The organism is Brevibacillus sp. FSL K6-2834 (assembly GCF_038592925.1).
Taxonomy (GTDB): domain Bacteria; phylum Bacillota; class Bacilli; order Brevibacillales; family Brevibacillaceae; genus Brevibacillus; species Brevibacillus borstelensis.
This window is the reverse complement of the sequence record NZ_CP151945.1, coordinates 2577559-2603059: the sequence shown is the minus strand read 5'-3', so window position 1 is coordinate 2603059 and position 25501 is coordinate 2577559. Positions and strand designations below refer to the sequence as shown.

22 protein-coding genes and 1 pseudogene are annotated in these 25501 nt (G+C 52.6%); 5 read left to right on the top strand and 18 right to left on the bottom strand.

Annotated elements, in window-relative coordinates; all coding sequences use genetic code 11:
- Positions 1 to 142: 142 nt before the first annotated feature.
- The gene (locus tag NST96_RS12900; RefSeq protein WP_039071334.1) at positions 143 to 778 is read right to left on the bottom strand and encodes an MOSC domain-containing protein; all 636 of its coding nucleotides are present in this window, start codon (positions 776 to 778) and stop codon (positions 143 to 145) included.
- A 143-nt stretch (positions 779 to 921) separates the two neighbouring features.
- Between NST96_RS12900 and NST96_RS12895 the strand changes: the two genes are divergently transcribed.
- The gene (locus tag NST96_RS12895) at positions 922 to 1224 is read left to right on the top strand and encodes a hypothetical protein (RefSeq protein ID WP_003386994.1); all 303 of its coding nucleotides are present in this window, start codon (positions 922 to 924) and stop codon (positions 1222 to 1224) included.
- 101 nt (positions 1225 to 1325) lie between these two features.
- On the opposite strand, the gene NST96_RS12890 is transcribed toward NST96_RS12895, so the two are convergent.
- The 4 genes from NST96_RS12890 to NST96_RS12875 form a co-directional block, all read right to left on the bottom strand.
- Positions 1326 to 1859, bottom strand: a complete 534-nt coding sequence (locus NST96_RS12890) for a deoxyuridine 5'-triphosphate nucleotidohydrolase (protein WP_003386995.1) — start codon at positions 1857 to 1859, stop codon at positions 1326 to 1328.
- A 31-nt stretch (positions 1860 to 1890) separates the two neighbouring features.
- Positions 1891 to 2922, bottom strand: a complete 1032-nt coding sequence (locus tag NST96_RS12885; protein ID WP_003386996.1) for a ribonucleotide-diphosphate reductase subunit beta — start codon at positions 2920 to 2922, stop codon at positions 1891 to 1893.
- Positions 2923 to 3003: 81 nt separating this feature from the next.
- Positions 3004 to 5253 carry a ribonucleoside-diphosphate reductase subunit alpha gene (locus NST96_RS12880; RefSeq protein ID WP_003386998.1) on the bottom strand — a complete coding sequence of 750 codons (2250 nt, stop codon included), beginning with the start codon at positions 5251 to 5253 and terminating at the stop codon, positions 3004 to 3006.
- Positions 5254 to 5582: 329 nt separating this feature from the next.
- The gene (locus tag NST96_RS12875) at positions 5583 to 6224 is read right to left on the bottom strand and encodes a hypothetical protein (protein WP_227278026.1); all 642 of its coding nucleotides are present in this window, start codon (positions 6222 to 6224) and stop codon (positions 5583 to 5585) included.
- Positions 6225 to 6499: 275 nt separating this feature from the next.
- On the opposite strand from NST96_RS12875, the gene NST96_RS12870 reads away from it, so the two are divergent.
- Positions 6500 to 7441 (top strand): rhodanese-related sulfurtransferase, encoded by a 942-nt coding sequence (locus NST96_RS12870; protein WP_024985028.1) that lies wholly within the window; start codon positions 6500 to 6502, stop codon positions 7439 to 7441.
- Between the two features lie 145 nt (positions 7442 to 7586).
- Positions 7587 to 9035 (top strand): amidase family protein, encoded by a 1449-nt coding sequence (locus NST96_RS12865; RefSeq protein ID WP_243014015.1) that lies wholly within the window; start codon positions 7587 to 7589, stop codon positions 9033 to 9035.
- A 101-nt stretch (positions 9036 to 9136) separates the two neighbouring features.
- Here NST96_RS12865 and NST96_RS12860 read toward each other — a convergent pair whose 3' ends face one another.
- From NST96_RS12860 to NST96_RS12840, 5 genes are all read right to left on the bottom strand, one after another.
- On the bottom strand, positions 9137 to 9586 hold the full coding sequence (locus NST96_RS12860; RefSeq protein WP_342406489.1) for a hypothetical protein: 450 nt from the start codon (positions 9584 to 9586) through the stop codon (positions 9137 to 9139).
- Between the two features lie 289 nt (positions 9587 to 9875).
- Positions 9876 to 10967: a YheC/YheD family protein gene (locus NST96_RS12855; protein ID WP_003387003.1), complete on the bottom strand. Its 1092-nt coding sequence runs from the start codon at positions 10965 to 10967 to the stop codon at positions 9876 to 9878.
- A gap of 41 nt (positions 10968 to 11008) precedes the next feature.
- Entirely contained in the window at positions 11009 to 11935 is a 927-nt protein-coding gene (locus tag NST96_RS12850) for an RluA family pseudouridine synthase (RefSeq protein ID WP_003387004.1), read from the bottom strand.
- A gap of 37 nt (positions 11936 to 11972) precedes the next feature.
- A complete protein-coding gene (locus tag NST96_RS12845; protein ID WP_003387005.1) occupies positions 11973 to 12314 on the bottom strand; it encodes a thioredoxin family protein in 342 nt (113 codons plus the stop codon).
- Positions 12315 to 12400: 86 nt separating this feature from the next.
- Complete coding sequence (locus NST96_RS12840; RefSeq protein ID WP_003387006.1) at positions 12401 to 13288, bottom strand: LysR family transcriptional regulator; 888 nt, start codon at positions 13286 to 13288, stop codon at positions 12401 to 12403.
- Between the two features lie 114 nt (positions 13289 to 13402).
- Between NST96_RS12840 and leuC the strand changes: the two genes are divergently transcribed.
- Positions 13403 to 14833: a 3-isopropylmalate dehydratase large subunit gene (gene leuC, locus NST96_RS12835; protein ID WP_039071329.1), complete on the top strand. Its 1431-nt coding sequence runs from the start codon at positions 13403 to 13405 to the stop codon at positions 14831 to 14833.
- Positions 14830 to 15420 (top strand): 3-isopropylmalate dehydratase small subunit, encoded by a 591-nt coding sequence (leuD, locus tag NST96_RS12830; RefSeq protein WP_003387008.1) that lies wholly within the window; start codon positions 14830 to 14832, stop codon positions 15418 to 15420. The genes leuC and leuD overlap by 4 nt, the downstream gene beginning before the upstream one ends.
- Before the next feature lie 111 nt (positions 15421 to 15531).
- Here leuD and NST96_RS12825 read toward each other — a convergent pair whose 3' ends face one another.
- The 8 genes and pseudogenes from NST96_RS12825 to NST96_RS12790 all read right to left on the bottom strand — a co-directional run bounded on the left by NST96_RS12825 (position 15532) and on the right by NST96_RS12790 (position 25343).
- Positions 15532 to 17190, bottom strand: a complete 1659-nt coding sequence (locus NST96_RS12825) for an AMP-binding protein (protein ID WP_003387009.1) — start codon at positions 17188 to 17190, stop codon at positions 15532 to 15534.
- Positions 17191 to 17310: 120 nt separating this feature from the next.
- Positions 17311 to 17784 carry a hypothetical protein gene (locus NST96_RS12820; protein WP_003387011.1) on the bottom strand — a complete coding sequence of 158 codons (474 nt, stop codon included), beginning with the start codon at positions 17782 to 17784 and terminating at the stop codon, positions 17311 to 17313.
- Positions 17785 to 17868: 84 nt separating this feature from the next.
- Positions 17869 to 18360 carry a YajQ family cyclic di-GMP-binding protein gene (locus tag NST96_RS12815; RefSeq protein ID WP_003387012.1) on the bottom strand — a complete coding sequence of 164 codons (492 nt, stop codon included), beginning with the start codon at positions 18358 to 18360 and terminating at the stop codon, positions 17869 to 17871.
- 43 nt (positions 18361 to 18403) lie between these two features.
- Positions 18404 to 19096: an SDR family oxidoreductase gene (locus tag NST96_RS12810; protein ID WP_342406488.1), complete on the bottom strand. Its 693-nt coding sequence runs from the start codon at positions 19094 to 19096 to the stop codon at positions 18404 to 18406.
- Complete coding sequence (locus NST96_RS12805; protein WP_342405632.1) at positions 19074 to 20570, bottom strand: IS5 family transposase; 1497 nt, start codon at positions 20568 to 20570, stop codon at positions 19074 to 19076. Before NST96_RS12805 ends, NST96_RS12810 begins: the two co-directional genes overlap by 23 nt.
- A gap of 132 nt (positions 20571 to 20702) precedes the next feature.
- Positions 20703 to 20834: pseudogene (locus NST96_RS12800) on the bottom strand (3-oxoacyl-ACP reductase); the annotation flags it as partial.
- Between the two features lie 199 nt (positions 20835 to 21033).
- On the bottom strand, positions 21034 to 24117 hold the full coding sequence (locus NST96_RS12795) for an efflux RND transporter permease subunit (RefSeq protein WP_342406487.1): 3084 nt from the start codon (positions 24115 to 24117) through the stop codon (positions 21034 to 21036).
- 2 nt (positions 24118 to 24119) lie between these two features.
- Positions 24120 to 25343 carry an efflux RND transporter periplasmic adaptor subunit gene (locus NST96_RS12790; protein WP_003387015.1) on the bottom strand — a complete coding sequence of 408 codons (1224 nt, stop codon included), beginning with the start codon at positions 25341 to 25343 and terminating at the stop codon, positions 24120 to 24122.
- Positions 25344 to 25501: the final 158 nt, after the last annotated feature.

The following is a 25501-nucleotide window of genomic DNA, read 5'->3' as shown; positions in this document are numbered from 1 at the left end:
CGCCCAATCTTTGTGCTCTCAGCCCGCCAATGTGTTCGCAGCCCGCCAATTTTACCGTATGTCTGACGCTTGGGCGCCGTTCATCGGACCTAGCCCGAAAATAAAAAAAAGCCGGCAAATGCCAGCTTTGTTCATGAACCGCTTATGTTGTTAAACGCTTTTCCAGCGAAGGCCGCCAGCTGTCAGCCAGCTCTTTCACCGCCAAAATCCGCCGAATGGCCTCCAGATTGTCCTTTTTGTGGTACTTGATCTGATTGATAAAAGCGACCGTCACGTTATGACTGCTATTCTCCAGCAGACGAAACTCCATATCCTGGCCGATCATTCCCGTCTCGAGCACGCGCATATAAAAGCCGCTGTACCCTGTCTGTTGAATGAGCGAGACCATGTCGCTGCGCTGCAGCCGTACATCCAGTTTGAAACAGGGCTGCCTCGGCTGGCTTACCTGCACGACTGCCTCACCCAATTGAAAAATGTCGCCGATAGACACGGTGGACTCGTCCAACCCGCGAACTGTCACATTTTCACCAAATGCACCGGGAGCCAGCTCCTGACCAAGCTTCTCCTCCCAGAACGAATAATGATCGTAGCTGTACACCATCAATGCTTTGTCCTTGCCGCCGTGAAAGCGGCGATCGGCTTGTCCGTCCCCGTCGAGCTGTTCCCAATCCAGAAATCTGCGATCCGTGACGGGGTATTTCCAAATTGCCGTACTTACTTCTTTGCCATTATGCATGACCGTTTGCGGCTTGCCCACATTGATGGATACCAGTTGCATCTCTCTCGCTCGTCCTTCCAGTTTTTTCATTATTGTACCACAGATGACGGTTCGGGCCCTTTGTCTGAATCTACCGATAATTACTCACTCTCGCTTCCGTCAGCCGCATCGTTTATGATGATAGAAAGAAGGAGTTGATTGGTGTGATTACCGTTTTGATCAAACATCCCCACGAGGATGTCGCCCCGATACAAATCAAGGATACCGACGATGTCACCCGGCTCGTCGGCGGCGACTTCGAGGTGCTTGCGGATGATCGTCTGGACGGAGTATCTCTGCTCGTAAACGAGGACTTGCGCGGAGTGGCAGCGAACAATTTTCCGGTCACGACAGACGGTTTCCTCGACTGGGTGTATGGTCCCTGCGTATTTGTAAAAGCGGATGGCACCTCTCTGACGGACGAGGACATGGAGAAGATCCGGAAGTACCTTGCCTCGCACGTATAAAGAACAACACCCCGAGGGAGAAAAAGACCCTGGAGCAGGCAGTGATGTCCAATAGGCATCCTGCCGTCTTCAGGGTCTTTTCATCTATCTATTCTTTCCTCCTACTGTACGCCGCTGCTGCCGAAGCCGCCCGCTCCGCGTTCAGTTTCGTCCAGCTCCTCCACTACCTCGAAGTCAGCTATCGGCACAATCGCCAGCACTCCCTGCGCGATCCGGTCTCCCTTGCGGATGAGATAGGCGTGGCGGTCCACTTCCCGATCTACTTCAACCGGCTTGTCGCTGACGTCCATACACGTTTTGCCGCTCTCGCCAGACGGTGTGCGGATATTGTCGATCAGGACGCATACTTCCCCGCGGTAGCCGGCATCAACAGTACCTGGAGCGTTGCTGATCCGCAGCTTTGACTTTGCGCTGATTCCGGAACGCGGGCGAACCTGCAGCTCATATCCATCGGGCAGGGCAAAGGCCAGCCCGGTCGGAATTTTGGCTGTCTCCCCTGGCAGAATAATCACATCTTCGACTGCTACAAGATCAAATCCCGCGTCGAAGGCACGGGCGTATCTCGGAATGACGGCATCTGCATGCAGTTGTTTGATCTTCACAGGAGCCACAGGCCGTTTAAACGTGTTTGTCATTTCTCGTCTCTCCTTTGCTGACTGGTGCGGATTAGAGGTCGCCCAGGTTCAATCCGCTCGATTTAGTATAATTGGTCACCTTTTGCTCGAAGAAGTCGGTCTTGGTTTGATTCAGGTTGGCGAAGCTGTCTACCCATTTCATCGGGTGCTCCAGGTGATCAGGGTACAGAATCTCCAAATCGAGTCCTTTTAGACGCTGGTTGGCCAAATATTTGATATAGCGCTCCAAAATGTCGTTGTTGATTCCGAGAATTTCATTGTTGGTCACATACTGTCCCCAGCGGATTTCGTGAGAGGCAGCCGTATGGAACATGCCGCGCAGCTCTTCGATCAATTCAGGCGTAAAGATATCCGGGTTCTCTGCCCGCAGCTCGCGGAACATGTTCTGGAACAACACCACGTGTGTAAGCTCGTCCCGCTGGATGTATTTGATCATCGTCGCGGTTCCCGTCATTTTTCCTTGACGCGCCAGCGTGTAAAAGAAAGAGAAGCCGGAGTAAAAATAGAGCGATTCCAGCAAGTAGTTGGCGATTACGGTTTTGACGAAGTTCACGTCATTCGGATTGTCGACGAACTGCTGGTACAAATCGGCGATGAACTTGTTTCGCTCCATCAGGTGAACGTCATTGCGCCATTCGTCGTAAATATTGTCTCGCGTTTGCGGGGAACATACCGAATCCAGTACGTAGCTGTACGACTGCGCGTGAATCTCCTCCTGGAATGTCTGGATATTCAATAGGGAGCAGACCTCCGGCGCCGTCACATAGTCGGAGATGTTCGGCAAATTGACCGATTGGAGCGAGTCCAAAAAGTTCAGGAACGAGATCGTCTTGTCAAAAGCCCTTCGCTCGGCCGGAGAGAGCGAGTCGAATTGCTTGGCGTCGTTTGCGAGCGGCACCTCTTCCGGAATCCAGAAGTTGTTGAGCATCGTCCGATACAGCTTGGCAGCCCACGGATACTTGATCCGGTTCCACTCTCTTAGGTTGGTGGTGTTTCCGCCGATCATGCGCTGCGTGCCGCGCTGGCCTTCTTCATTGAATAAACGCTTTTTTTCCAGTTGCATGCGTGTTCACACTCCTATGAGCAAGTAACGTCCCCGGCCTGTCGGACCGGGGAGTCAGGTTTGCTCTTTTGATTTTGTTTGTTATGCCGAGCAGCTTACACAGTCCTCTACTTCAACAGATTGATTGCGGACGTAGTAAATCGTCTTCAATCCGTTTTCCCACGCCTGTATGTACAGGTCGAGAAATTCGGGCGCTGTGATTTGCGGCGTGATGTACAGGTTGAACGATTGGGCCTGGTCAATGTGGACCTGTCTCGCTCCGGCTGCACGGATCGACCACTGCTGATCGATGCGATGGGCCTCCTTGTAGTAAAAGAATGTGTTTTCATTCAGATTCGGCGCCGTTTGCGGGATGTTTCCGCTGCGCTTTTCCTCTACGAAAAACTTTGCGTAAACCGGATCGGTAGACGCTGTGGAGCCAGCGATCAGGCTGGTCGTGCCCGTCGGCGCCACGGCAAAGGTCCAGGCATTGCGCATGCCGTACCGGGCGACATCCTCTTTCAACGAAGTCCACCGTTCATCCGTGTAGCCTCTCCGTTCGAAGTACTCTCCGGTCTGCCATTCGCTGCCTTCAAATACGCGATACGTTCCCTTTTCGCGTGCCAGCTCCATCGATGTTTTAATCGCTTGATAAGCAATTTCCTCGTACAGCTTGTCGGCCGCCTCTATGTGCTCTTCGCTCTCCCACTTGATTCCGTTTTGTGCCAGGTACTGATGGTAGCCGCTCGTTCCGAGACCCACCGCACGGTATTTCTGGTTGGTGGCTTCCGCCTGCTTTACCGGATAGTAGTTCAAATCAATCACATTGTCCAGCATCCGCATCTGGATCGGGACGATTCGGGCAATGTCCTCTGTTGATTGCAAGCGTCCCAGATTCAGCGAGGAAAGGTTGCAGACGACGAAATCGCCCGGTCTGTAACGGTATACGACCTCTCCGTCCTCCAGCTCTTCGCTGACGAACACGGTCGGGCTCATGTTCTGCATGATCTCCGTGCAGAGGTTGGAGGAGTACACCATGCCTGCATGCTTGTTTGGATTTGCTCTGTTTACCGTATCGCGGAAAAAGATGAACGGCGTTCCCGTTTCAAAAGCGCTGGCCATGATGCGCTTCATGATCTCAATGGCCGGTATCTCCGTCTTGATCGTCAGCTTCTCTTCCTGGACGCACAGCTCGTAGCGGCGGGCGAACTCTTCACCGTAGGAGTCCTCCAGAGAGAAACCCATCACCTCGCGAACCTCATGCGGATCGAACAAATACCACATGCCCCGCTCTTTTACGCGCTCCATGAACAGGTCGGGAATGCACACGCCCGGGAAAATATCATGGGCTTTCATCCGGTCGTCTCCGTTGTTTGTTTTAAGCAAGAGGAAGTCGAGGATGTCTGCATGCCATACATCCAGGTAGATAGCGAATGCTCCTGCCCGTGTACCGAGCTGATCGACGCTGATCGCAATCTGGTTGTAGAGCCTTGTCCACGGCACAATGCCGCCGGAAGCTCCCTTGTGTCCGCGAATGGACGAGCCGCGGCTGCGCACTTTCCCCAGATAAATGCCGACACCGCCGCCGAATTTGGAGACCATGGAGGTCGCACCGGCCGTATTCATAATTCCTGAGAGAGAGTCATCTACCGTGTCGATGAAGCATGACGACAGCTGGTGATGTGGCGTTCCCGCGTTGGCGAGCGTCGGCGTGGCGACGGTGATCTCCAGCTTGGACAAGATGTCGTAGAAGTCCTTGGCGTGTTTCAGCTTGTCCTGCTCCTTCATCGCCAGGTGCATCGCAATGATCATGAACCGCTCCTGGGGCAGCTCCATGACCCCTTTGTCGTAGTCTTTGATCAAATAGCGGTCAGCCAGCAGGCGAAGTCCGGCGTAGTTGAACAGCTCGTCCCTCTCCGGCTTTAGATAAGCCTGCAGCTCTTGAATCTCTTCATCACTGTACGTTTCCAGCAAATACGAACCGTACAGTCCTTTTTCAGTCAATGTATGTACCAACTCAGTAAAGTCGCCGTAGCCAAAATGGCCGCGGTATCCGCGATTGATCGCTGCGTCTTTGTACAAATCGTAAGCGAGCAGTCTGGCTGCCACGAATTGCCATTCCGGAGTTTCCACGCTGGTCTTTTCCACAGCGGTCTGCATCACGATCCGCTGAATCTCTTTGGTGGTCATCCCATCGCGAAATTGAATGCAAGCATCCATCTCCAGCTCAAGCGGATCGCATGCCGGATAGTCCTTGCAAGCATAGCCGATCACTTTTTTCAGCTTGTCGATGCGCAGGTCTTCCTGCTCTCCGTTTCGTTTCACTATTTGAATGGTGGTAACAGCGTTCATGCCGCAACTCCTTACTCCCCCGTAATTTTCTCTCTGGTAGAATTGGGTATAATGACGGGATCAATATTTGGTAGATTTTGAGTCTCAAAACCTTTTATCAGTGTACAAGAGACCACTATATATAGCAAGGGATTAAATTTTTCGACAAATCAAATACTATATATTGATTACATCCATCTCTGCGTGTATGTACCACAAGACGAAGAAAAAAGATACAGGACAAGAGTCTCATTTCTGGTTGACTTGTCATCGCTATGCTTGAATGTCCCTTTCGTTTCAGGAGCAGACAATAAAACCGCCTCTACCAAAAATGTAGAAGCGGGTTCGATTTACTCACTGATATACTTACGCGATCCGTATTTCTGTGTCCACTTTTCCCTCCACTCCGGGAACGAAAGCCCGGTCACTTCCTCCAGCGTCTTCCCGTCGAGGCTGTAGGGACCGCCTGCCAATGGTTCTTTTGAGTCCGGCATAGAGGTGCCGCCGATTACTTCAGTGCCGCTGGTCATCAAGACGATGACTGTCTTGTCGTATTCGTCATTCGGAAGCTCCAGATCGAGCGGATGGTTGGATACGATGAACCTGTACAGGCTGATTTCTTTTCCCAGATAATCATCGGGGTTTACTGCCTGATAAGCCCATGCGTGGCTCCCGTCATTAGCCAGATAATCCTTTGTTAAGGTGTACGAGGAGACCAAACCTTGGCTGGCTTCGATCTTGTATCCTTTGGCGTTGAGAAAGTCGACGGCAAACGTCGGAGCATCCGCTAGAGGAGCATTTGTCGCTTGCGCTTCGTCCTCCTTGTTTGCGATCGATGAAAAAGCGAGATTCGCCAGTGCAAGCAGGACGATGATTGCGAGCGCATAGAGGATCGGCTTTATCGTCCTCTGCCGCTTTGCCGTTACTTCCGGCTCATCCTGACCAAGTCTCCCTCTCCTATTTTCCGTGTTTTCCTTTTTGTCTGACTTCATGTGCGCTATCCCCCCACATGTACGAAAAAGTATCGCCGGCTTATATTTCTAAGCTTTCCAATGGCTTGCAATTGCCTTCATAGGCTTAGACGCAAGCCACCCTCCTTTTCGTTTCCACATGCTGCCAAGTTTTCCTCTCCACTTTCACAATCAGAGTCGATTGTCAAAAAAAAATCACTTCCATCCAGCCTTTTTCTCAGCAAAATCTTTTTACCTGTGCTATAATCACGGTTGCACCATTAAAATCAAATAGACTGGAAAGGGTGAATTGTACATTGCAAGTACAAAAACCGTATCGCGTTTTGCTTTACTACAAGTATGTCCATCTCGACAATTACGAGGAGTATGCAGCTGAGCATCTCGCTTTTTGTAAAGAACTCGGCCTGAAGGGACGCATCATCGTTGCCCCTGAAGGATTGAACGGAACTGTTTCCGGAACCGTGGAACAAACCGACGCTTACATGGAATTTGTCCGAAAAGATCCGCGTTTTGCGGACATCTGGTTTAAAATAGATGAAGCCGACGGACACGCTTTCAAAAAGATGTTCGTTCGTGCGAAAAAAGAATTGGTAACCTGGCGTCTCAAGGATGATTTCCATCCGACTGAACTGACCGGAAAATACTTGAGCCCGAAAGAATTTTATGAAATGCTCCAGCGTGACGACGTCGTCGTACTGGACGGCCGCAATGAATACGAATACGAGCTTGGCCACTTCCGCGGAGCGATTCGTCCGAAAGTCGAATCTTCCCGCGAGTTTCCCGAGTGGATTCGCGAGAACATGAGCCAATTCAAGGACAAAAAGGTTCTCACCTACTGCACAGGCGGTATCCGCTGTGAAAAATTGACCGGTGTTCTGATGAAGGAAGGCTTTGAAGAGGTGTACCAGCTTCATGGCGGCATTGTCACTTACGGAAAAGACCCTGAGGTGAAGGGACGTCTGTGGGACGGCAAGTGCTACGTATTCGACGAGCGCATCTCCGTCAAGATCAACCAGACAGAAGAAGATGTCGTGATCAGTTCCTGCTACTACTGCGGGAAGCCGGAAGACCGCTATGTCAACTGTGCCAACCCGTTCTGCAACAAGCAGCACTTCTGCTGCACCGAGTGTGAAGTCAAATACAAGCGCTCCTGCTCCGACGAGTGCCGCGAGCATCCGCGCAACCGATACGTCGAAGAAGAAAAAGCCAACCTGCAAGCGGCTGGCGCAAAGGAATAAATATGTGAGGCTGATCGTCGAAAAGATGATCAGCCTTTTCGTTTTTTACAGACCTGCCCTCTTTCCTCTCTCTCAAAAAGGTTTTCTGACCTTCCGTCCCGAAGATTTACATAATACAAATGACCTTATGAAAGGGGGAGTTCCAATGAATGATCTGCTGGAAGCCGGTATTCGAACACTGCAAAAGGCGCTTGCCGGCGGCTTCACGACAAGCAGAGAACTCACTCTTGCCTATTTGGAGCGCATAGCAGCCCATGATAAACGAGGAGCGGGCCTGAATGCCATTTCTGAGCTTAATCCCGATGCCGTGCATATCGCCGACGCTTTGGACAGAGAGCGGCTGATCCGCGGACCACGCAGCCCGTTGCATGGCATTCCCGTCTTGATCAAAGACAATATTGCGACAGCCGATCAGATGCAAACGTCAGCAGGCTCGCTTGCCCTCGCAGACTCCTACGCCGGACGCGATGCATTCGTCGTGCAGCAGTTGCGATCAGCCGGAGCGATTATTCTCGGCAAGACAAACATGACCGAGTGGGCCAATTTCATCTCGACTGCCATGCCCAACGGCTACAGCTCGCGCGGTGGACAGGTACGCAACCCATACGGCCCCGGTCGATTTGACACGGGAGGCTCCAGCTCCGGTTCGGGAGCCGCCATCGCAGCAGGCTTTGCTGCCGCTGCAGTCGGGACAGAAACGTCAGGCTCGATCCTCAATCCATCTGCCAACCACTCGCTTGTCGGAATCAAACCAACATTGGGTCTTGTCAGCCGAACAGGAATCATCCCGATCGCCACGAGCCAGGATACGGCTGGACCGATGGCCCTTTGCGTTGAAGATGCAGCGATTCTGCTTGGTGCATTGACAGGAGTAGACAGCGAGGATCCTGCTACGGGAGCAAGCGCGGGACGCTCATATACGGACTACACCCCGTTTTTGGACAAAAGCGGCTTGCGCGGCGCTCGCATCGGCGTCGTCCGTACTTTTGCCGACGACGTGATGACAGATGACCAAAGGCCATTATTTGAAGCGGTCCTTCGCATTCTTCAGGAGCAGGGAGCAATATTGGTCGAGAATATCCGCATTCCCTCCGAACAGGAAACATGGGACTCTAGTGTTCTCTACTACGAGTTTAAATCAGGCGTAAACGCTTATTTGTCCCGACTTCCCGCCTCTTTTTCCATACGAACGCTTGGCGACATAATCGAATGGAACAAGGAAAACGCTGATGCAGCCTTGCGCTACGGCCAAGACATCCTGGAAAAAGCGGATCAAACGGGCGGCAGCTTGACTGAAGCGGAATACTTGGACAGTCGCCTCCGGGATCTGAGGCAATCCCGTACGGAAGGATTGGACGCTGCTTTTGACCAGCACCAATTGGACTGCCTGCTCTTCCCCCATGATTTTGGCGCGGATATCGCTGCCAAGGCCGGATACCCCTCCATCTCCCTGCCTGCCGGCTATGAACCATCAGGGAATCCATTCGGCATCATGTTTACGGGCAGAGCGTACAGCGAGCCTCTTCTGATCCGCATCGGGTACTCGTTTGAACAGGCGAGCTTGCTGCGGGTTCCGCCTCAATTACAAGGGTAGCCAGCAACTGCCTAAAAAACAAACAGGGCTTGTCTGGACGGTCTTATGACCCTGTCCAAACCAGCCCCGTTTTGTTACTCACAAGAACAGTCCTATCTGTTCTACATCGTTTTTAGCGAGGATTCCGCCTTGTTCAGCTTGTCCTGGAACAATTCCCCCAGAATGCTGACATCCGCTTCCCAGCTGTTGTCACCGTATTGGATCGTCGCCTTCGAATCTCCCTTTTTCCCCGTAATCTGGATGCTCTTTGTCTTCATTACATAGCTGCCGTCCTCGTGGAACGTGATCGCCGCATCCTTCAGCTCCTTCTCCAGCAACGGAACGACGGTCTTCTCCAAGGCGTCCTGCGTCGTCTGAACGGCAGACCGCCCCATATCGATCACCTGTTCGGGGGAAAACTCAAAAACGAGTACGAGTATGACACCGATCGCGACCACGACTGAGACGATCCGAAACAAACTCTTCACAATCATTTGCAGGATCACAATAACCAGTACAGCGCCTACCGCGATCGGCCAGTAATCTGTTGCCAATTGGATCAGCTGCTCCATGTCGATCAACTCCTTCTTTCCCATTCTGTCCAAAAGGGAGCGCGGCTAAATCATCTTTTCGAAAGCTTGCTGGTCAAAAGCGAATCTAAGTTGCACGTTCTGTTATCAATTACGAATAAGAGGCCTGTTTGTTACAAAAATACGATTCCACGCCCCATTTTTTGCGAGAAACAGAAGCAAGCACCGGACAGTCGTTCTCCCTTTTGCCGATGCTCTCATACCCAAGGACGCTCCTCATAGCCAGGGACGCTATTCAATGGAAAAACGGCGCTGTGATCGCGCCGCTTTGTCAGTTGGTTGCCGCTCTTTTTCCCGACTGGGTCTTTGCTAGATGCATGGCGTACTGGATCGGTCTTTTGATTGCGTCCTTGTATTGGCCAAGCATGCCCATTTCGCGGAAGATTTCTCTTCCCGGCTTCGGATTTACCTCAATCAACCATGCGCGTCCCTTGACATCGATCCCGATGTCCAATCCCATCTCCATCATGCGCCCAAAGTGATTTTCCAGCGTCTCGACTGTCTGGTACGCTAGCTGCTCACAATCTCGTATAATTTCATTCGTCTTTTGCTCGCCAAATGTAGCTGCAAGGAACGACTTTACGGGAACCGCCCTGCCGCCGCCGTGGAGATTGGAGGTGGCGCTCTTCGCTCCGCCGACCCGCATCCCCGCGCCTGTAATGCTCCACAAGCCCTCTCCGTTTTTCTGGATCAGAAGCCTCATGTCGACAGCCCTGCCGGGTACCAGATTAAGATAAAGCCCTTGCTGTACGATATACTTGTCGCGGGTTGCCCAGCTTTTCACTCTGGCTTGGACAGACTCCAGCTGCTTGATCACCATGGACACCTTGGCCCGCTGCTTATCCCTTCCCAGCAGATGGTAGCCCTGCGAGGTCTTTTCGACACTGAGGATATTGCGTCCGCCCGTTCCATTTGCCGGCTTCACATAGAGCAACGGGTGGCGCGCCAACATTTTCTGCAAGTTAAGCCGATTGTACAGAACCGTTTCCGGCAGCCACCGGTGCATCCGGCTGTCTTTCACCAGTACCTCGTGAACCTTCCACTTGTTCGCGAGCCGATTGTTTGTATACAACAGGTCGCTTGTTCGGCGGAATGCCACATACCGTTTGAAAGCGTCTGTCGGCGTGTAGCGATACCGGTCGATCACGGCATCCGGTCGGGGAAAGATTCGCGCCTGCCAGCCGCGAGCCGCAGGGATGAATCCGCGAATTTGCTTTCCGTTTGCCGATACGTCCGGGGGCGAGAACAAAAACACGGTACACCCGAGCTCCTCCCCTGCCCGAATCATTTTGCGAAAATAGCTCGGTTCTGCAAAAGACTTGCCCTCCCGCCAGGTCAGTATGCCAATAATGGGTCGTTTCATCTCAACACCCTTTCTGCTTCCTTCCCTGGCAGTTTATTCAGCTACCCTTGCATTGGCGAATGACGAAGCCTGGACTCTAGCTGCTGCAGGTCGGGCGGCAGGGCTGCAGATACTTCGAGCGTCTCCATTCCGAACGGATGGGAAAACCTGAGAATTGCTGCATGCAGCGCCTGCCGTTTCACGAACATTTCCTTTCCGCCATAGAGCGTATCTCCGATCAACGGAAAGCCCACATAGCTGAGATGGACCCGTATCTGATGGGTTCGTCCCGTCTCCAGCTCGCATTCCAGCTTTGTCGCCGTTTCGAAGCGCTCTGTTACCCGATAGTGAGTGACTGCAGCATCCCCGGTGGGGGTCACTCTCCTGCGGTTGGAGTAAAAGCGATCCTTCCCGATCGGCTCGGAGATCGTGCCCCTTTCCTTTGACAGCCTCCCGTGAACATAGGCAATGTAGTGCCGCTTGATTTTTCGCTCGCGCAGATGTTCGTCCAATAGAGCAGAGGCGAGTGCATGCTTGGCGTACATCACAACCCCTGACGTCTCCTGATCAAGCCGATGAACATGGCGGACACGCGCCGCGACGCCAGTCCGTTCAAAATGGCCGGCGACAAGATGATCCAACGTTTTTTTATGGAATTTCTCCGTCGGGTGCAGCAGCATCCCTGCCGGCTTGTTTACGATCAGCAGATGATCGTCTTCATACAGTACCTGCAGCTTTTCTGGCGAGGGGTCCAGACCAAAAGGTTCCGGCGCACAGGCCCTGACCTTGATTTCCTGCCCGGCCGCTACCTTGACGTGTTGGGCAGCCGGATTTCCTTCCAGCCAAACCTCTTTATGCTGAAAAAGCAGATGAACCTGCTTTTTCGGCCACTTCCAGTGTTCCCGGAGCAAGCTGCCGATTCCAAGTCCGTCGACTTCATCGGGGATCGTCCCGATCAGCCATTCTCCTTGTTTTTTCATTGCTATCATCAGAGGTTATCCCCCACAGCCGATCTCTTCGTCTCGGTTATTCCAGCGTCTCGCTCACCTGAATCGCCCGATCGAGGAAATGCTCGATCTCTTCGCGGCTCTTGCCGAGCTTGCTTACGAATCTGACGAGTTCTTTTCCTTTGGAGAACGCGATAAAGCTCGGGATGCCAAACACCTCCAGCTGCTGTGACAGCTCTGGCAATGTATCCCGATTGATTGCTACCATATCCAGCTTGTCCTTATACGCCTCTTCGACAGCAGGCATGAACGGATCGATTCGATGGCAATCCGGGCACCAATCCGTATAAAATTTCACGACAACCGGTTTTTCCTGAGCAATTTGTTCTTGAAATTCAGCTTCTGTCTTGATTTCTTTCATCGAACTTGCCCTCCTCTGGTTTTATCTGGCTATAGTGTAGCACAGCTAAACATGTTTGTCTTTTTTCTGGAAGCGTGAAGTGTCGTTTAAAAATGGTTTTTTTGTTCAACCAGGCATTTCACAAAGGCTTCCGCCGGTCGGGACAACGGCCGGTCCTTGCGGTATGCCACGACGAGCGTGCGAAACGGCCTTCTCGCCAACCGCACGTAAACAGGATGCTCGGTCGTTCCGGGAGCGAGCGAAATCATCCGTGGCGCAAAAGAAAGTCCCATGCCCGCTGCTACGAGCGACTGTACCGTCTGGATGTTGGTGCTTTCAAAGACGATTCGCGGGCGGAATCCCGCCTCTTCGCAAAGCCTGAGCGAAATCGTGCGAAAACCTTGACCTTCCTTCAGCAGGATAAACGGCTGTCCCGCAAGCTCTGCCAGATCCACTTCCTTTTGCCCTGCGATCGGATGCTGCGGCGGGACGGCGAGAAATATCTCTTCGTGAATCGCCGGTATCGTCTCCAGTGTAGGATCAGTGATCGGCATCGTCAGCAGACTGATATCTATCTTTCCCCGTACGAGCAAATGCTCGAGATGGCTGGAGGTTTCTTCAATCAATTGAAGCTCTACGCCGGGAAACTGGCGGGTAAAATCGGGAATGACTCTCGGCAAGACATACGCCCCCGTAATCGGCAGGCTGCCGACCAGCAGCTTCCCGCTCTCTCCTACAGCATAGGAGCGCATTTCCCTCTCCAGGCCCTCCGCCATGTCGACCAATGTTTGGGCAACCTGGACAAACCTCTGTCCGGCATCGGTCAGCTCTACGTGCTGAGGCAGGCGGTGAAACAGGGGAACTCCCAGTATTTTTTCCAATTTGGCGATTTGCTGGCTAAGCGAAGGCTGTGCCAAATGCAAACGGCTGGCAGCGCGTGAAAAGCTCCGTTCTTCCGCGACTGCGAGCACATAACGAATCTGTCGTAACTCCATGAGGACCTCCCAATAGGCAAAAACTATCCATCTCATAATAATTATATCTTTGAACTATTTCTATTGCCATGATACAACCTTGATAAGAGTTTTGAACGAAGGAGGATTACCCTTATGAAACCTCGCACTATGTTTGAGAAAATCTGGGACTCTCATGTAATCCATGAGGAAGCCGGCAAACCAAGTCTTCTGTATATCGACCTGCACCTCGTACACGAAGTGACTTCGCCCCAAGCTTTCGAGGGTCTCCGCCTCGCCGGACGAAAAGTCCGCCGCCCGGATCTGACATTCGCTACGATGGACCACAACGTCCCGACAGCGGACCGCTTCAATGTCAAAGATCCGATCTCTCGTCAGCAAATGGAGACGCTGACCGCAAACTGCAAAGAATTCGGAATTACGCTCGCCGACCTGAACAGCCCTGATCAAGGGATTGTGCACGTCATCGGTCCCGAGCTTGGCCTGACACACCCGGGAAAAACGATCGTGTGCGGCGACAGCCATACCTCCACGCACGGCGCGTTTGGCGCACTCGCTTTCGGGATTGGCACCAGCGAAGTAGAGCACGTGCTGGCCACGCAATGCCTGCAGCAGTCCAAACCGAAAACGCTTGAAGTCCGTGTAGTGGGCGATCTGCCGTATGGAGTAAGCGCAAAAGACTTAATTTTGGCCATCATCGCAAAATACGGAACAGACTTCGCGACCGGATACGTCATCGAATACACCGGCGATGCCATTCGCAAGCTGACGATGGAAGAGCGCATGACTGTATGCAATATGTCTATTGAGGCCGGTGCCCGCGCTGGTCTGATCGCTCCTGACGAAACCACTTTTGCCTATCTGAAGGGCAAGCGCCACGTACCGCAGGGAGAAGATTTCCTGGCTGCAGTCGAACAGTGGAAACAGCTCTGCACAGATCCGGGAGCGACTTACGATCACTGCGTGGAAATCGACGCGAGCCAAATCGCCCCGCAGGTCACTTGGGGAACCAGCCCGGGAATGGGTACAGACATCACCAGCACAGTGCCGCATCCTGATTCTTTTGAGACGGCAGCACAGCGCAAGGCTGCTCAGGACGCCCTCTCCTACATGGGGCTGACGCCTGGGACTCCGATGAGTGAGATCAAGATCGACCGCGTCTTTATCGGTTCCTGTACGAACGGCCGTATTGAAGACCTGCGCCGTGCAGCTGAAGTGGCAAAAGGCCGCAAAGTCTCTTCCCACGTACACGCGATGGTCGTCCCCGGCTCCCAGGCCGTCAAGCAGGCAGCCGAGCAAGAAGGACTCCACCTGATTTTTCAAGAAGCTGGCTTTGAATGGCGCGAATCCGGCTGCTCCATGTGTCTTGCGATGAACCCGGACATTTTGCAAGAAGGCGAGCGCTGCGCTTCCACCTCCAACCGCAACTTCGAGGGTCGTCAGGGACGCGGCGGCCGTACCCATCTGGTCAGTCCGGAAATGGCTGCCGCTGCGGCGATTGCCGGCCACTTCGTAGACGTACGCGAATGGAAGCGTGAAGGCGTGAACAAGGAGGTATTCCAATGAACCCATTTGTCATCCATACAGGACTGGTAGCACCGCTCGATCGTGTAAACGTGGATACAGACGCGATCATTCCGAAGCAATTTCTGAAGCGCATCGAACGCACTGGCTTTGGCCAATTCCTCTTCTACGAATGGCGCTTTACTGCTGACGGCCAGCCTATTGATTCTTTTGTGCTCAATCAACCGAAATACGCAAACTCTACCGTGCTTTTGGCCCGGAACAACTTCGGCTGCGGCTCTTCCCGGGAACATGCCCCCTGGGCTTTGCTCGACTACGGCTTCCGCGTTGTCATCGCGCCGTCGTTTGCTGATATTTTCTACAACAACTGCTTCAAGAACGGCATTTTGCCGATCAAACTGAGTGAAGAGCAAGTGCAAGAGCTGTTCTCCCGTGCGCAAAGCAAGGACAACTACGAACTGACAATCGACCTGCAGGAGCAAGTGGTCAAGGATAGCGACGGCCTGTCCTATCCGTTCGAGGTGGACTCCTACCGCCGTTACTGCTTGCTGAACGGTCTTGACGATATCGGCATCACGCTTCAGTACGAAGACAAGATTGCTGCATACGAAGCGAAAAAACGCGCATAATCGCGCAAAAAAACAGTGCGAAGGCAAAGGATACTCCTTGCCTTCGCTGTTTTTTACCATCATCATCATAGAAGAGTCTTGCGAGAAAGTAAAGTCCGCTCCCCTTCCCCGTCAGGCAGTCTCGATCCCGTCCTCCGTTTCCAGACCGAATGCGGAAATCGCCTGTTCACGCAGCTTATACTTCTGAATCTTGCCTGACGCCGTCATCGGGTATTCCGACACAAACTGGATATAGCGCGGCACCTTGAAACGGGCTATCTTCCCTTCGCAGTAGGCGAGCAGCTCTTCCTCCGTCAATTCTTCTCCCGGCTTCACCTTGATGCAGGCCAACACCTGCTCTCCGTACTTGGCGTCCGGGACCCCGACAACCTGCACATCCAGCACCTTTGGATGTGTGTACAGGAACTCCTCGATTTCCCGCGGGTAGATGTTTTCCCCTCCGCGGATAATCATATCCTTTAACCGGCCCGTGATCCGATAGTATCCGTCTTCATCCACGGTAGCCAAATCTCCCGTATGCAGCCAGCCCTCGTGGTCGATCGCTTTTGCGGTATGCTCGGGCATGTTGTAATACCCCTTCATCACCAAATAGCCCCTCGTGCAAAGCTCTCCCTGCACACCGGGCGGCACAGTTTCTCCGGTGACCGGGTCGATGATTTTGACCTCTACTTCATCATGGGCCCGCCCGACTGTCGTAACGCGACGCTCGATGGAATCATCCGGCCTCGTCTGTGTAATGACCGGCGAAGATTCCGTCTGTCCATAGGCAATCGTAATTTCGCGGATTCCCATTTTCTCTACCACATTTTTCATCACCTCGATGGGACATGGCGAGCCAGCCATGATGCCGGTGCGAAGCGAGCTCAAGTCGCGCCCGGGAAAAGAAGGATGATTCAGTTCGGCGATAAACATCGTCGGAACCCCGTACAACGCCGTACACCGCTCCTGCTCTACGACATCCAGCACGATTTCCGGATCAAACGCGATGACAGGAACCATCGTCGCTCCAGTCGCTACGCTCGCAAGCGTTCCCATCACGCAGCCGAAGCAGTGGAAAAAAGGCACGGGAATGCAGATACGGTCTGTTTCATCCAGCCGCTGGCATTCCGCCACCTTGATCGCATTATTGACAATATTGACGTGAGACAGCATGACGCCCTTCGGAAAACCTGTCGTTCCCGAGGTGTACTGCATATTGATCACGTCATCGGGATGAAGCGACTGCTGGCGGGCTATCCTTTCCTCGTCGGAGGCTTCGGCTCCGAGACTCAGAATATCGCTCCACAGGAACATGCCCGGCTGGCGCTCCTCGCCCAAATAAATGACGTTTCGCAGATGGGGCAGGCGTTCCGACCGCAGCTCCCCTGGCTTGCAGTGATCCAGCTCCGGACATATTTCCTTGATCATTTCCAGATAGCTGGCATCTCGGTACGAATCGATCAAAAGCAAGGTGGTGGCCTCTGATTGATGCAGGAGATACTCCAGCTCGTGCACCCGATAGCTGGTGTTTACCGTCACCAGGACGCCGCCTATTTTCGCCGTCGCAAATTGAGAGATTACCCACTCCGGGACATTCGTCGCCCAGATCGCAATATTCTCCCCTCTGTTGATCCCGAGTGAAAGAAAGCCTCTGGCAGCCTGATTGCAAATCTCCTGAAACTGGGCGTAGGAGTAACGGAGCCCCTTCTCTGGGTAGACGACGGCATCCTTTTGCGGGAACCGTCCTGCCGTCTCATCCAACAGGTCGCCAATCGTGATGGAACGCAGCATTCATAGCCCTCCATTCATTTTTTCTGACTATTCCGCATTATTTTTCATTTGATTCGCTCTCCTCCCAGCTTATTCCTTCTCGGGCGCAAAAAGAAAAGCGTCCCCTGGCGGAACGCTCCCTTATTTGACCTCGAATGTTTTGACTGCTTCGATCTTGTAGGGCAAGTGATTGCTGTAATTCAGCTCTACCCGGAGCTCGTGCGTGCCTTTGGGGAGTTTTTTCAGCAGAAATTCCGGCTGATAAATCATTCCCTTGGCTTCTCCGTTCAGATAGAGATGAGCGTGGCCTTGGCCAAAAACCGCCTGCGGTTCCAGCTCCCCTTTATCATCCACGAATTGGAAGTTCTGCGTCAGGAGCGAAACTTCCGCTGTGTTCCCCTCTACCTGGATATCCAGATTGAGCGATGGTTTTTCTGTACCTGCAGGCTGGGTTATGGGCATAGCAGAAGCAGGGATACCGGGATCTTGCATCCTGTAGGAATCAGAGACATTAAGCGGGTCCTTCACCAACAGTACAATGCCGGCAACCAGTACGATCAGAAATACAATGCCGCCCAAAATAAGGTTTCGCAAACTGACGATAAAGACCTTCATATTCTACTCTCCCTTTCGCAAATGCTTGTCACCACCAATTAGTACATGCATACGCAGAAAGAAAGAGAGATAGAAGCGAAACTTTTAGCGGTAATTGATAAATTGCACCTCGATAGGCAGATCCGCCTTGCGAATCGCAGCGATCACCAGTTGAAGCTCGTCCTTGCTTTTTCCGACGACGCGGACCTGGTCATCCTGAATCTGGGACTTTACCTTTACGCCCGTTTCTTTGATAATGCTGGCGATCTTCTTGGCATTGTCCTTGTCGATGCCCTGCACAAGCTTGACACGCTGCCGAACCGTCCCCCCTGCCGCCGGTTCCATTTTTCCGTACTCGAGATTTTTCACCGGAACATTGCGCTTCACCAGCTTGCCGATGAGAATATCTTTGACCTGGCCGAGCTTGAACTCGTCATCAGAGATGAGAACGATCTCTTCTTTCTCCAAACTGATGCTGCTTTTGCTCCCTTTGAAATCAAAGCGCGTCTCAATCTCTTTCAAAGCGGTATGGATCGCATTCGTCACTTCTGCCAGATCTACTTTGGAAACAATATCGAAAGAGCTCTCTTTACTCATTCGGATTCCCCTTTTTCACAAAATTCCTACTACCAAATGACTATCAAATCGCTTTTACCAAACCTCCGTCTACGAGAAACGCTTGACCCGTCACATAGCTGTTGGCGGGAGAAGCGAGGAACGTTGCCATCCGCGCGAATTCTTCGGGATCGCCGTAGCGTCCCAGCGGGATCATCGCTTCCATGCTCTTTTTTACGTCTTCCGGATCAATCTCAAGTGACTGCGCCCGCAGCTTATCCAGGGAAGCGACACGGTCGGTGGCAATGCGGCCAGGGCCGATCGTATTGATGAGAATACCGTCCGGCCCAAGCTCGGATGCCAAGCTTTTGGCCAAGCCGAGGACTCCCGTGCGAAAGGTGTTGGACAGGATCAAATTCTCCAACGGCTGTTTAAACGACGAGGAGGCGAAATTGACGATCCTGCCGAATTTCTGCTGGCGCATATGCGGCAAAACGGCTCTGATTGCGCGAACAAAGCTGAGCAGGTTCAATTCAAAAGCGGCCTGCCAATGCTCATCAGTCATTTGATCAAACGTGCCTGCTGCAGGGCCGCCTGCGTTGTTGATCAGTATGTCCACCGTTCCAAAGCGGGCGACTGTCTCCTTGACCAGGTGCTCGATGTCCTCCGATTTGGTCACGTCGGCGACGACCGCCAGCGCTTCTTTTCCGGTGGCCTCCCGAATTTCTTCGTATGTAGGGGCTGCTGAACGGTTTTCAAACTTCAAAAATGTTTCCAAAAGCAGGAATTCTATAGGAAAGAAGACGGTTTAACCAGGAGACAAAAAAATCCCGCAGCCTACGCTCGAGGTTCATCACCAGGAGCTGAAGCGCGATGACGGTTTCACTTGTTTTCGCAAGGCATGCTCGAATACGGCCAAGCCCATACCTGCGCTTGCCCTCACCAAATTTGCCTTCTATGGCGTTGCGTTTTCGTGCATCTTGTCTTGCGACTCGCCGTTGTTCTGTCGCTTCTTCGCCTTGTACGGGACGGCCAAGCGCCGGACCGCTCAAACGAATGCCATGCGCTTTGCAAAATGCCCTGTTTTGCCGGGTGCGATAGATTTGATCGGCAAGTACCGCCTTCGGGTAACAACCAAAGCGTCTCTTGTATGCTTCTACAGATTCGATCAGCGTCACCCCTTCGTTGAAGCTGTCCCATGATAGACGCTCCAGAAAAGCATAGCCGTTCACCATGCTGACCGACACTTTGGCGCCAAACTCTACTCGCGCTTTCGCTTTGCCGCGTACGACGGGGCGGACGTGCGGTTGGTGGATGCTCACGATTCGATCTTCGATCTGATGCGTTTTGCGTTCAAACATCATGCGTTGCTGTCGATACAGTTCCTGAATCACAAGCAAGTCGCGATATTGTTTCCGGCTCAAAAGTGTCAACGGCTGCCGTGAGGCCAGTTTGCGGATAATGTGAAGGTTACGTGCTACATACCGGAGTTGCTTGCCGATCGCTCGACGAATCACCTTGCCGTTTACACGACGCTGTTTGGCCACGGCCAGGTACTCCTTTCGGGCTTTATCCCGATAAGTCCGTGGTTTGCGGGCACGACCAATCTGTGGAGCATGTAACGTATCGATGATCTCCTCCAGTTTCTCACGCGCCTCGTTCAGCAAGTTCAAATCGGTAGGGTACGCCACATCCGCCGGGGTACATGTGGCATCCAGCAACAAGACACCCTGGTTCGGATCTTCTTCGGTTGTTGAGCGACGCTTGGTCGTACGCTTGCCTTTGGATTTTGTACCTGATTTTGGTTCATTGTCACGGTCGGAATCTTGTGTGGTTTTGGCGGCTTCGACCGCGATGATCTCGTTGATTTCACGGAGGATCTGCTCGCTCAGACGCTTACGAAAATGCGTCATGAGAGACGGATGGAACGGCGGATGATCCTGATAGCCTTCCAGCCCGATGAAATATTGCAGATACGGGTTTTCGACAATCTGCTGGACCGTTTCACGGTCCGACAGTTGCAAGCGTTCCTGAATGATAAGCGCCCCAAGGGCGACACGTATGGAAACCGCTTTTTGTCCACGAAACGATTTGCGGAAGGACTTGGCATACTTTTTCTCTGCATATGCCCACGGTACCAACTGAGCCAGCTTGACCCAGCGATTTTCTTTATTCAACTTGCCGCCAAACGGCAAGAAGAAATCATCAGGGAGAAGCAGTTGATTTTCACGATGAGAGAGAAATTCGTACATTCAGATCCGCTCCATGTGCAAGGAATTTGAAGGGAAATCGTTGATTTCCTTGCACATGAGTTCGATGAAAACGAGGCGAAACCCTTGTGGTTACCGGATTTTTTATCTGTTCAGCAGCCCCTATGTAGCGGATAATGCTGCTTCATCCCGCCCGCAAATCGCAACATGGGCGCCTTCAGCGGCAAGACAAAGCGCTGTCGCTTTTCCCAAACCTTTCGTCGAAGCCAAAACAATCGCTGTCTTTCCTTGCAAATGAAGATCCATGAAACCTTTCCCCTCCCAGCTACAATTTGGCATGCTGCCATTTTCTTTCTTCATTCTACAGAAATATCTGACAAACGCCTAGTACAGGAAACGCAGGAACTGTACTTCCGAAAAGAAGAAAAGAAGCGGAACTGTCGCTCCGCTTCTTCACTATTATTCGTTTCTTTTTTACATCCATTTCTTTTTCACATCCAAGCAGCTAAATGTCCGTCGGCTGTATTTCTGCCTTGGACAGTCGTTTGGCCAAGCGTTTGGCCTCACGAGTCTGCTTGCGAGCCAGGCGCCGCGCTTTCGCGTTCTCGAACAGCGAGTAGAGCACCGGCACCAATACGAGTGTCACGATCGTATGGAAGACCAAACCGGATATGACCGCTGTGGCAAGCGGCGCTTCCAGATCGGAGCCCTCCGCTACTGCCAGCCCCATCGGCAGCATGCCCAGGATGGCAGTCAGCTTGGTCATGATAACGGGACGCACCCTGTCTTTTGTCCCTTGGACGATCGCTTCTCCCAATTCCATTCCCCGCTCGCGAAGCAGATTGATCCGGTCAATGAGCAGGATGGCGTTGGACACTACGATACCGACCAGCATGATCATCCCGATCATGGCCATCTCCCCAAAGACGCGCTGGGTCAGCACGAACCCGAGAATCACACCGACTAAGGCCATCGGAATGGTCAGCATAATAATGAACGGTTGAGACATGCGGCCGAACTGGGCCACCATGATCACGTAAATCAGCGCGATCACACCGAGGAAGACAAAGAGACCTTGGGTCATGGTAGAGCTTTGCTCCTTCAGTTTGCCGGCAATCTCCACTTGATACCCTGCCGGGACGGCAAGCTGCGGAAGCTTTTCGTTGATCTGCCGGCCGACCGTACCCAGGTCGCTGCCCAGCAGCTCCGCGGAGACAGTGACGATCCGCTCGCCTTTTTCATGCGTGATCGTAACCGGCGATTTGCTGTAGCGCCATTCTACCAGATCGCCCAAAGGCACCTCTGCGCCTGTTTTGGACGTGATCATGATCTGATTGAGCTGCTCCGGATGCTTTAGCCAGCCCTCCGGCATTTTGGCTACCACATCTACTTCAATGCCATCTGTCGTAATGGTCGTCACCGGCTGATCCCCGATCAACATGCTGATCTGCTGCAGAAGCGAGCGATGATCGACCTGCATCCGGGCCAACGCCTCCTGCTTCGGGAGCAGAGTGACTTTTTCTTTGCCTTCTTTAAAGTCATTGCGGATATTGGAGACGCCTGGTATCGTCGCAAGCATGCCTTCCACTTCGCCTGCGATTTGACGCATTTTCTCCATGTCCTCTCCGGTAATATCGAGCTGTACCGGTGCAGCTCCTCCCTGGCTGCCAAAAGAGGTGGTAATGCTCTCGATTCCCTGAATCGCTTGAAGCCGCTCATTTATCTCCAGCGTCAGCTCGTCTTTCCCTTGCTGTCTCTCTTTTTTTCCTTTCAGCATCAAAAACAGCTCTGCGTTTTCTTTGCTTGCGAAAAAGAAGACATCCTTGACGTCCGGCAGCTCGCGAAGCGTTGTTTCCGCGTCCAGAGCGGCTCTCTGGGTGTTCTCCAGCGTCGAGCCTGTCGGCATGGTGATCGAAGCGAACACCATATTTTCATTTGGATTGATGCCCTGCCCCATCTTCATGAACGGCATCAAGAAAAAGGAACCGACAAACAGGCTCACGGCAAGCATGATCGTCTTGATCCGGTGACGCAGCGCTTTTCTCAACAGATTCGTAAACGCCCGGACAATGAAGTGCTCCTTGCCTTCTCCTTCCAAAGATACCTTCTTGTCGTTCTTGAGGAAACGGTCAGAGAAGACAGGAACAAAGAAGAACGCGGCCAATGTCGAAGCTGTGATTGCAGCCGTAACCGTAAAAGCGATGGCACCTAAAATCGGCTTGAGCCAGCTTTCAAAATCCGCCAGCACGAGCGGCAAAAATACGACAATGATCGTCAGCTGGGAGGTAAACACGGGAGTCATGACCTCGCGAGTCCCTTTTACAATCGCCTGGGTGATGGGCTCCCCTTTTTCCCGAAACTGATAAATGGATTCCAGAACCACGATCGCGGCGTCGACGATCAGACCTACGGACAAGCTGAGCGAGAGCAAGCTGATCATATCGATATTGTAGCCGCCTGCCTTCATCGCGATAAAGGTCATCATGGCCGACAAGGGCAGGGTCGTGGCGATCACCAATGTCACCCGCCAATTGCGCAGAAAAACGAGCAAGACCAAAATGGCCAGAGCACCGCCGATGATCACATCACGGCTCAAATTGGTGACAGCGTGATCGATATAGGAGACAGCTTCGATCATCACCTTTAGCTGATACTGCCCGTTTGCTTCGGCGTTGATTTGTTTGACAACCTCTTCCACTTTTGCCTGCGTGGAGATCAAGTCGCTGCCTTCCGCGCGTTTGACGCTGAGGTTTACAAACACCTGTCCATCCGTCAAGGCGACGAAGTCCTTTACTTTTCCGCGCATGTCATCGATTATCGCCAATTGGTCCAACGTAACGGTTCCTTTTGGTGTATCGATCGCAAGTTGACTAAATTCCTGAGCTGTCGTGTACGAGTTGTCAATCATTACGACTGTATCGAACCCGGTATTTTCGAGGGTCCCCACCGCTTGCTTCCAGTTGGTTGCCTGGAGCTGGTCAATTACCCCCGACGGAGTGGCGTGATAAGCAGCCAAGCGCTCTGGTCGCAACGTGACCGTAATCTTGTTTTCAAAGCTTCGATCCGATACTTCGACTTCCTTTACCCCGGGAACATCCTCGATCCGATCCTTGATTGATGTTTTTGCCAAACTGAGCATCGCCTTCGGTTCTGCTCCGACCATGGCGTATTCAATCAACATCTCGTCACCCAGGTTGTCTTGCATGACATTGACGGTATCTACGTTTTTAGGAAAATTATTGCGAAGCCTGTTAACGGCGTTTTGAACGTCCTGCTTGACGCGTTCTCCTTCCCCTTCCTCGGCGGTAACCCGGATTGTGACCGAGCCGGTGCCTGTTGTCGAGGAGTATTCTTTCACGCCTGCCATTGACTTGATCTCCTGCTCGACCTTCTTGGTGATCTTTTCCTCCATTTCTTCAGGAGGCAGCGACCCTCCGGATATCCGGACGGAGATCTGCGGCAAATTGGTTTTCGGTACGAGCTCGATATTAAAGCTAAACAAGGCGCCGAGACCGGCAATAGTGATGAGAAAGGTGAACAGATAGACAATCAGCCGTCGTTTCAGCAAAAAGAGAATAATCTTTTCCATGCCTATTCCCCTTTCGCCTCCACTTTTTGCCCTTCTACATAGAACGTGATGCCGGAGCGCAGAAGCTGGTCGCCATCATTGACTCCCGACAGCACCTCGATCCGATCTCCCACCATCTGGCCCGTTTTGACCGGCCGCTTAACGGTCAATCCATTTTCAACAGCCATGACGTAATACTCGGATTGGGAGACCCCGACGCTTTCAAGCGGTACGAGAAAGCCGTTCAGCTTGCGGGGAATTTCAACCGTTGCCACCATTCCGCCCTTCCATTGGCCTTGCGGGTTGGGCACAGTTACCTCGACACGGTATTTTCCCGTCTGTTTGTCAACGACAGGTGATACAAAGCTGATCGTTCCTTCACTTTTTTTGCCGTCCTCTCCCACGACCTGGACTTTCGCGTTTTCCTGGTACTGGCCGATGACGTCGTTCGCGACATCCAGCGTGACTTTCACATCGGACAGGTCGACGATCTGAATCACTTGCTCGCCCGGAGATGCCAGCTCCCCGACTTGCTTGGAAACATCCACAACCATGCCTGCGAACGGAGCGACAATTTTTGTATCATTAAGCGTCTTTTTCGCCCGTTCTACTTGCCCCGCAGCCTGCTTGATGGAGGCATTGGCGACAATCACATCCTCCGGCTCTGCGCCACGCAGGAGCTCTTCCAGAGCGAGCTTGTCGTTCTGCAATTGTATTTGCGCCTGGTCTTTGGCCCGTCGACGATCGTCAAGCTCACTTTGGGAAATGGCTCCTCCGGCGAACAGCTTTTCTCCCAGCAGGACATCCTGGCTGGCTTTGTCAAAATCCTGCTGGGAGCTTTGGACCTGCAGCCGCTGTTTTTGAATGGATTCTTCCGATGCGCCTTTCAGTGTTTTTACCTTGCGGGCATTTGCTTCTTCCACCTGGCCGGCAGCCGCTTCCACTTCTTTCTGGTAATAGCGGGTATCGAGGCTGGCCAGCAACTGGCCTTGCGAAACTTTGCTCCCCTTGCCAACTGGAAGTGAAGAAACGGTTCCTGAAGTGCCGAACTGCAGAATCGCCTCTCTTTTGGCTTCCACCAACCCCGTCGTCGTCAACAGTACGGGGTCTGTCGACTTCCTGACTGTAAATACTTCGACTACTTTTGCTTTTGTTTCTTGCTGTGCTGCCGGTTCGGAAGCTCCCGGCCCGCACCCGGCGGTCGTTAGTACAACGATGGCCAGTAGAATGGATGCGCGTCTCTTCACGAAAATTCCTCCAAATCGTAACAATCATTCCCAAGGGTATTGTGCCAGTTTTTCCATCCTTTTCAAAACAGCCAGCGGATGGAACTTCGTCTCCGCCTTGAGACGGAGGGGCTCTGGTATCCTTTCCCCTTCAGTCATTACGAAATAGATACTTGAAA

Coding starts and splice junctions, on each gene's coding strand:
- NST96_RS12900 (WP_039071334.1), bottom strand. CDS start 778: ATGCAACTGGTATCCATCAATGTGGGCAAGCCGCAAACGGTCATGCAT.
- NST96_RS12890 (WP_003386995.1), bottom strand. CDS start 1,859: ATGACAAACACGTTTAAACGGCCTGTGGCTCCTGTGAAGATCAAACAA.
- NST96_RS12885 (WP_003386996.1), bottom strand. CDS start 2,922: ATGCAACTGGAAAAAAAGCGTTTATTCAATGAAGAAGGCCAGCGCGGC.
- NST96_RS12880 (WP_003386998.1), bottom strand. CDS start 5,253: ATGAACGCTGTTACCACCATTCAAATAGTGAAACGAAACGGAGAGCAG.
- NST96_RS12875 (WP_227278026.1), bottom strand. CDS start 6,224: ATGAAGTCAGACAAAAAGGAAAACACGGAAAATAGGAGAGGGAGACTT.
- NST96_RS12865 (WP_243014015.1), top strand. CDS start 7,587: ATGAATGATCTGCTGGAAGCCGGTATTCGAACACTGCAAAAGGCGCTT.
- NST96_RS12860 (WP_342406489.1), bottom strand. CDS start 9,586: ATGGAGCAGCTGATCCAATTGGCAACAGATTACTGGCCGATCGCGGTA.
- NST96_RS12855 (WP_003387003.1), bottom strand. CDS start 10,967: ATGAAACGACCCATTATTGGCATACTGACCTGGCGGGAGGGCAAGTCT.
- NST96_RS12850 (WP_003387004.1), bottom strand. CDS start 11,935: ATGATAGCAATGAAAAAACAAGGAGAATGGCTGATCGGGACGATCCCC.
- NST96_RS12845 (WP_003387005.1), bottom strand. CDS start 12,314: ATGAAAGAAATCAAGACAGAAGCTGAATTTCAAGAACAAATTGCTCAG.
- NST96_RS12840 (WP_003387006.1), bottom strand. CDS start 13,288: ATGGAGTTACGACAGATTCGTTATGTGCTCGCAGTCGCGGAAGAACGG.
- leuC (WP_039071329.1), top strand. CDS start 13,403: ATGAAACCTCGCACTATGTTTGAGAAAATCTGGGACTCTCATGTAATC.
- leuD (WP_003387008.1), top strand. CDS start 14,830: ATGAACCCATTTGTCATCCATACAGGACTGGTAGCACCGCTCGATCGT.
- NST96_RS12825 (WP_003387009.1), bottom strand. CDS start 17,190: ATGCTGCGTTCCATCACGATTGGCGACCTGTTGGATGAGACGGCAGGA.
- NST96_RS12820 (WP_003387011.1), bottom strand. CDS start 17,784: ATGAAGGTCTTTATCGTCAGTTTGCGAAACCTTATTTTGGGCGGCATT.
- NST96_RS12815 (WP_003387012.1), bottom strand. CDS start 18,360: ATGAGTAAAGAGAGCTCTTTCGATATTGTTTCCAAAGTAGATCTGGCA.
- NST96_RS12805 (WP_342405632.1), bottom strand. CDS start 20,570: ATGTACGAATTTCTCTCTCATCGTGAAAATCAACTGCTTCTCCCTGAT.
- NST96_RS12795 (WP_342406487.1), bottom strand. CDS start 24,117: ATGGAAAAGATTATTCTCTTTTTGCTGAAACGACGGCTGATTGTCTAT.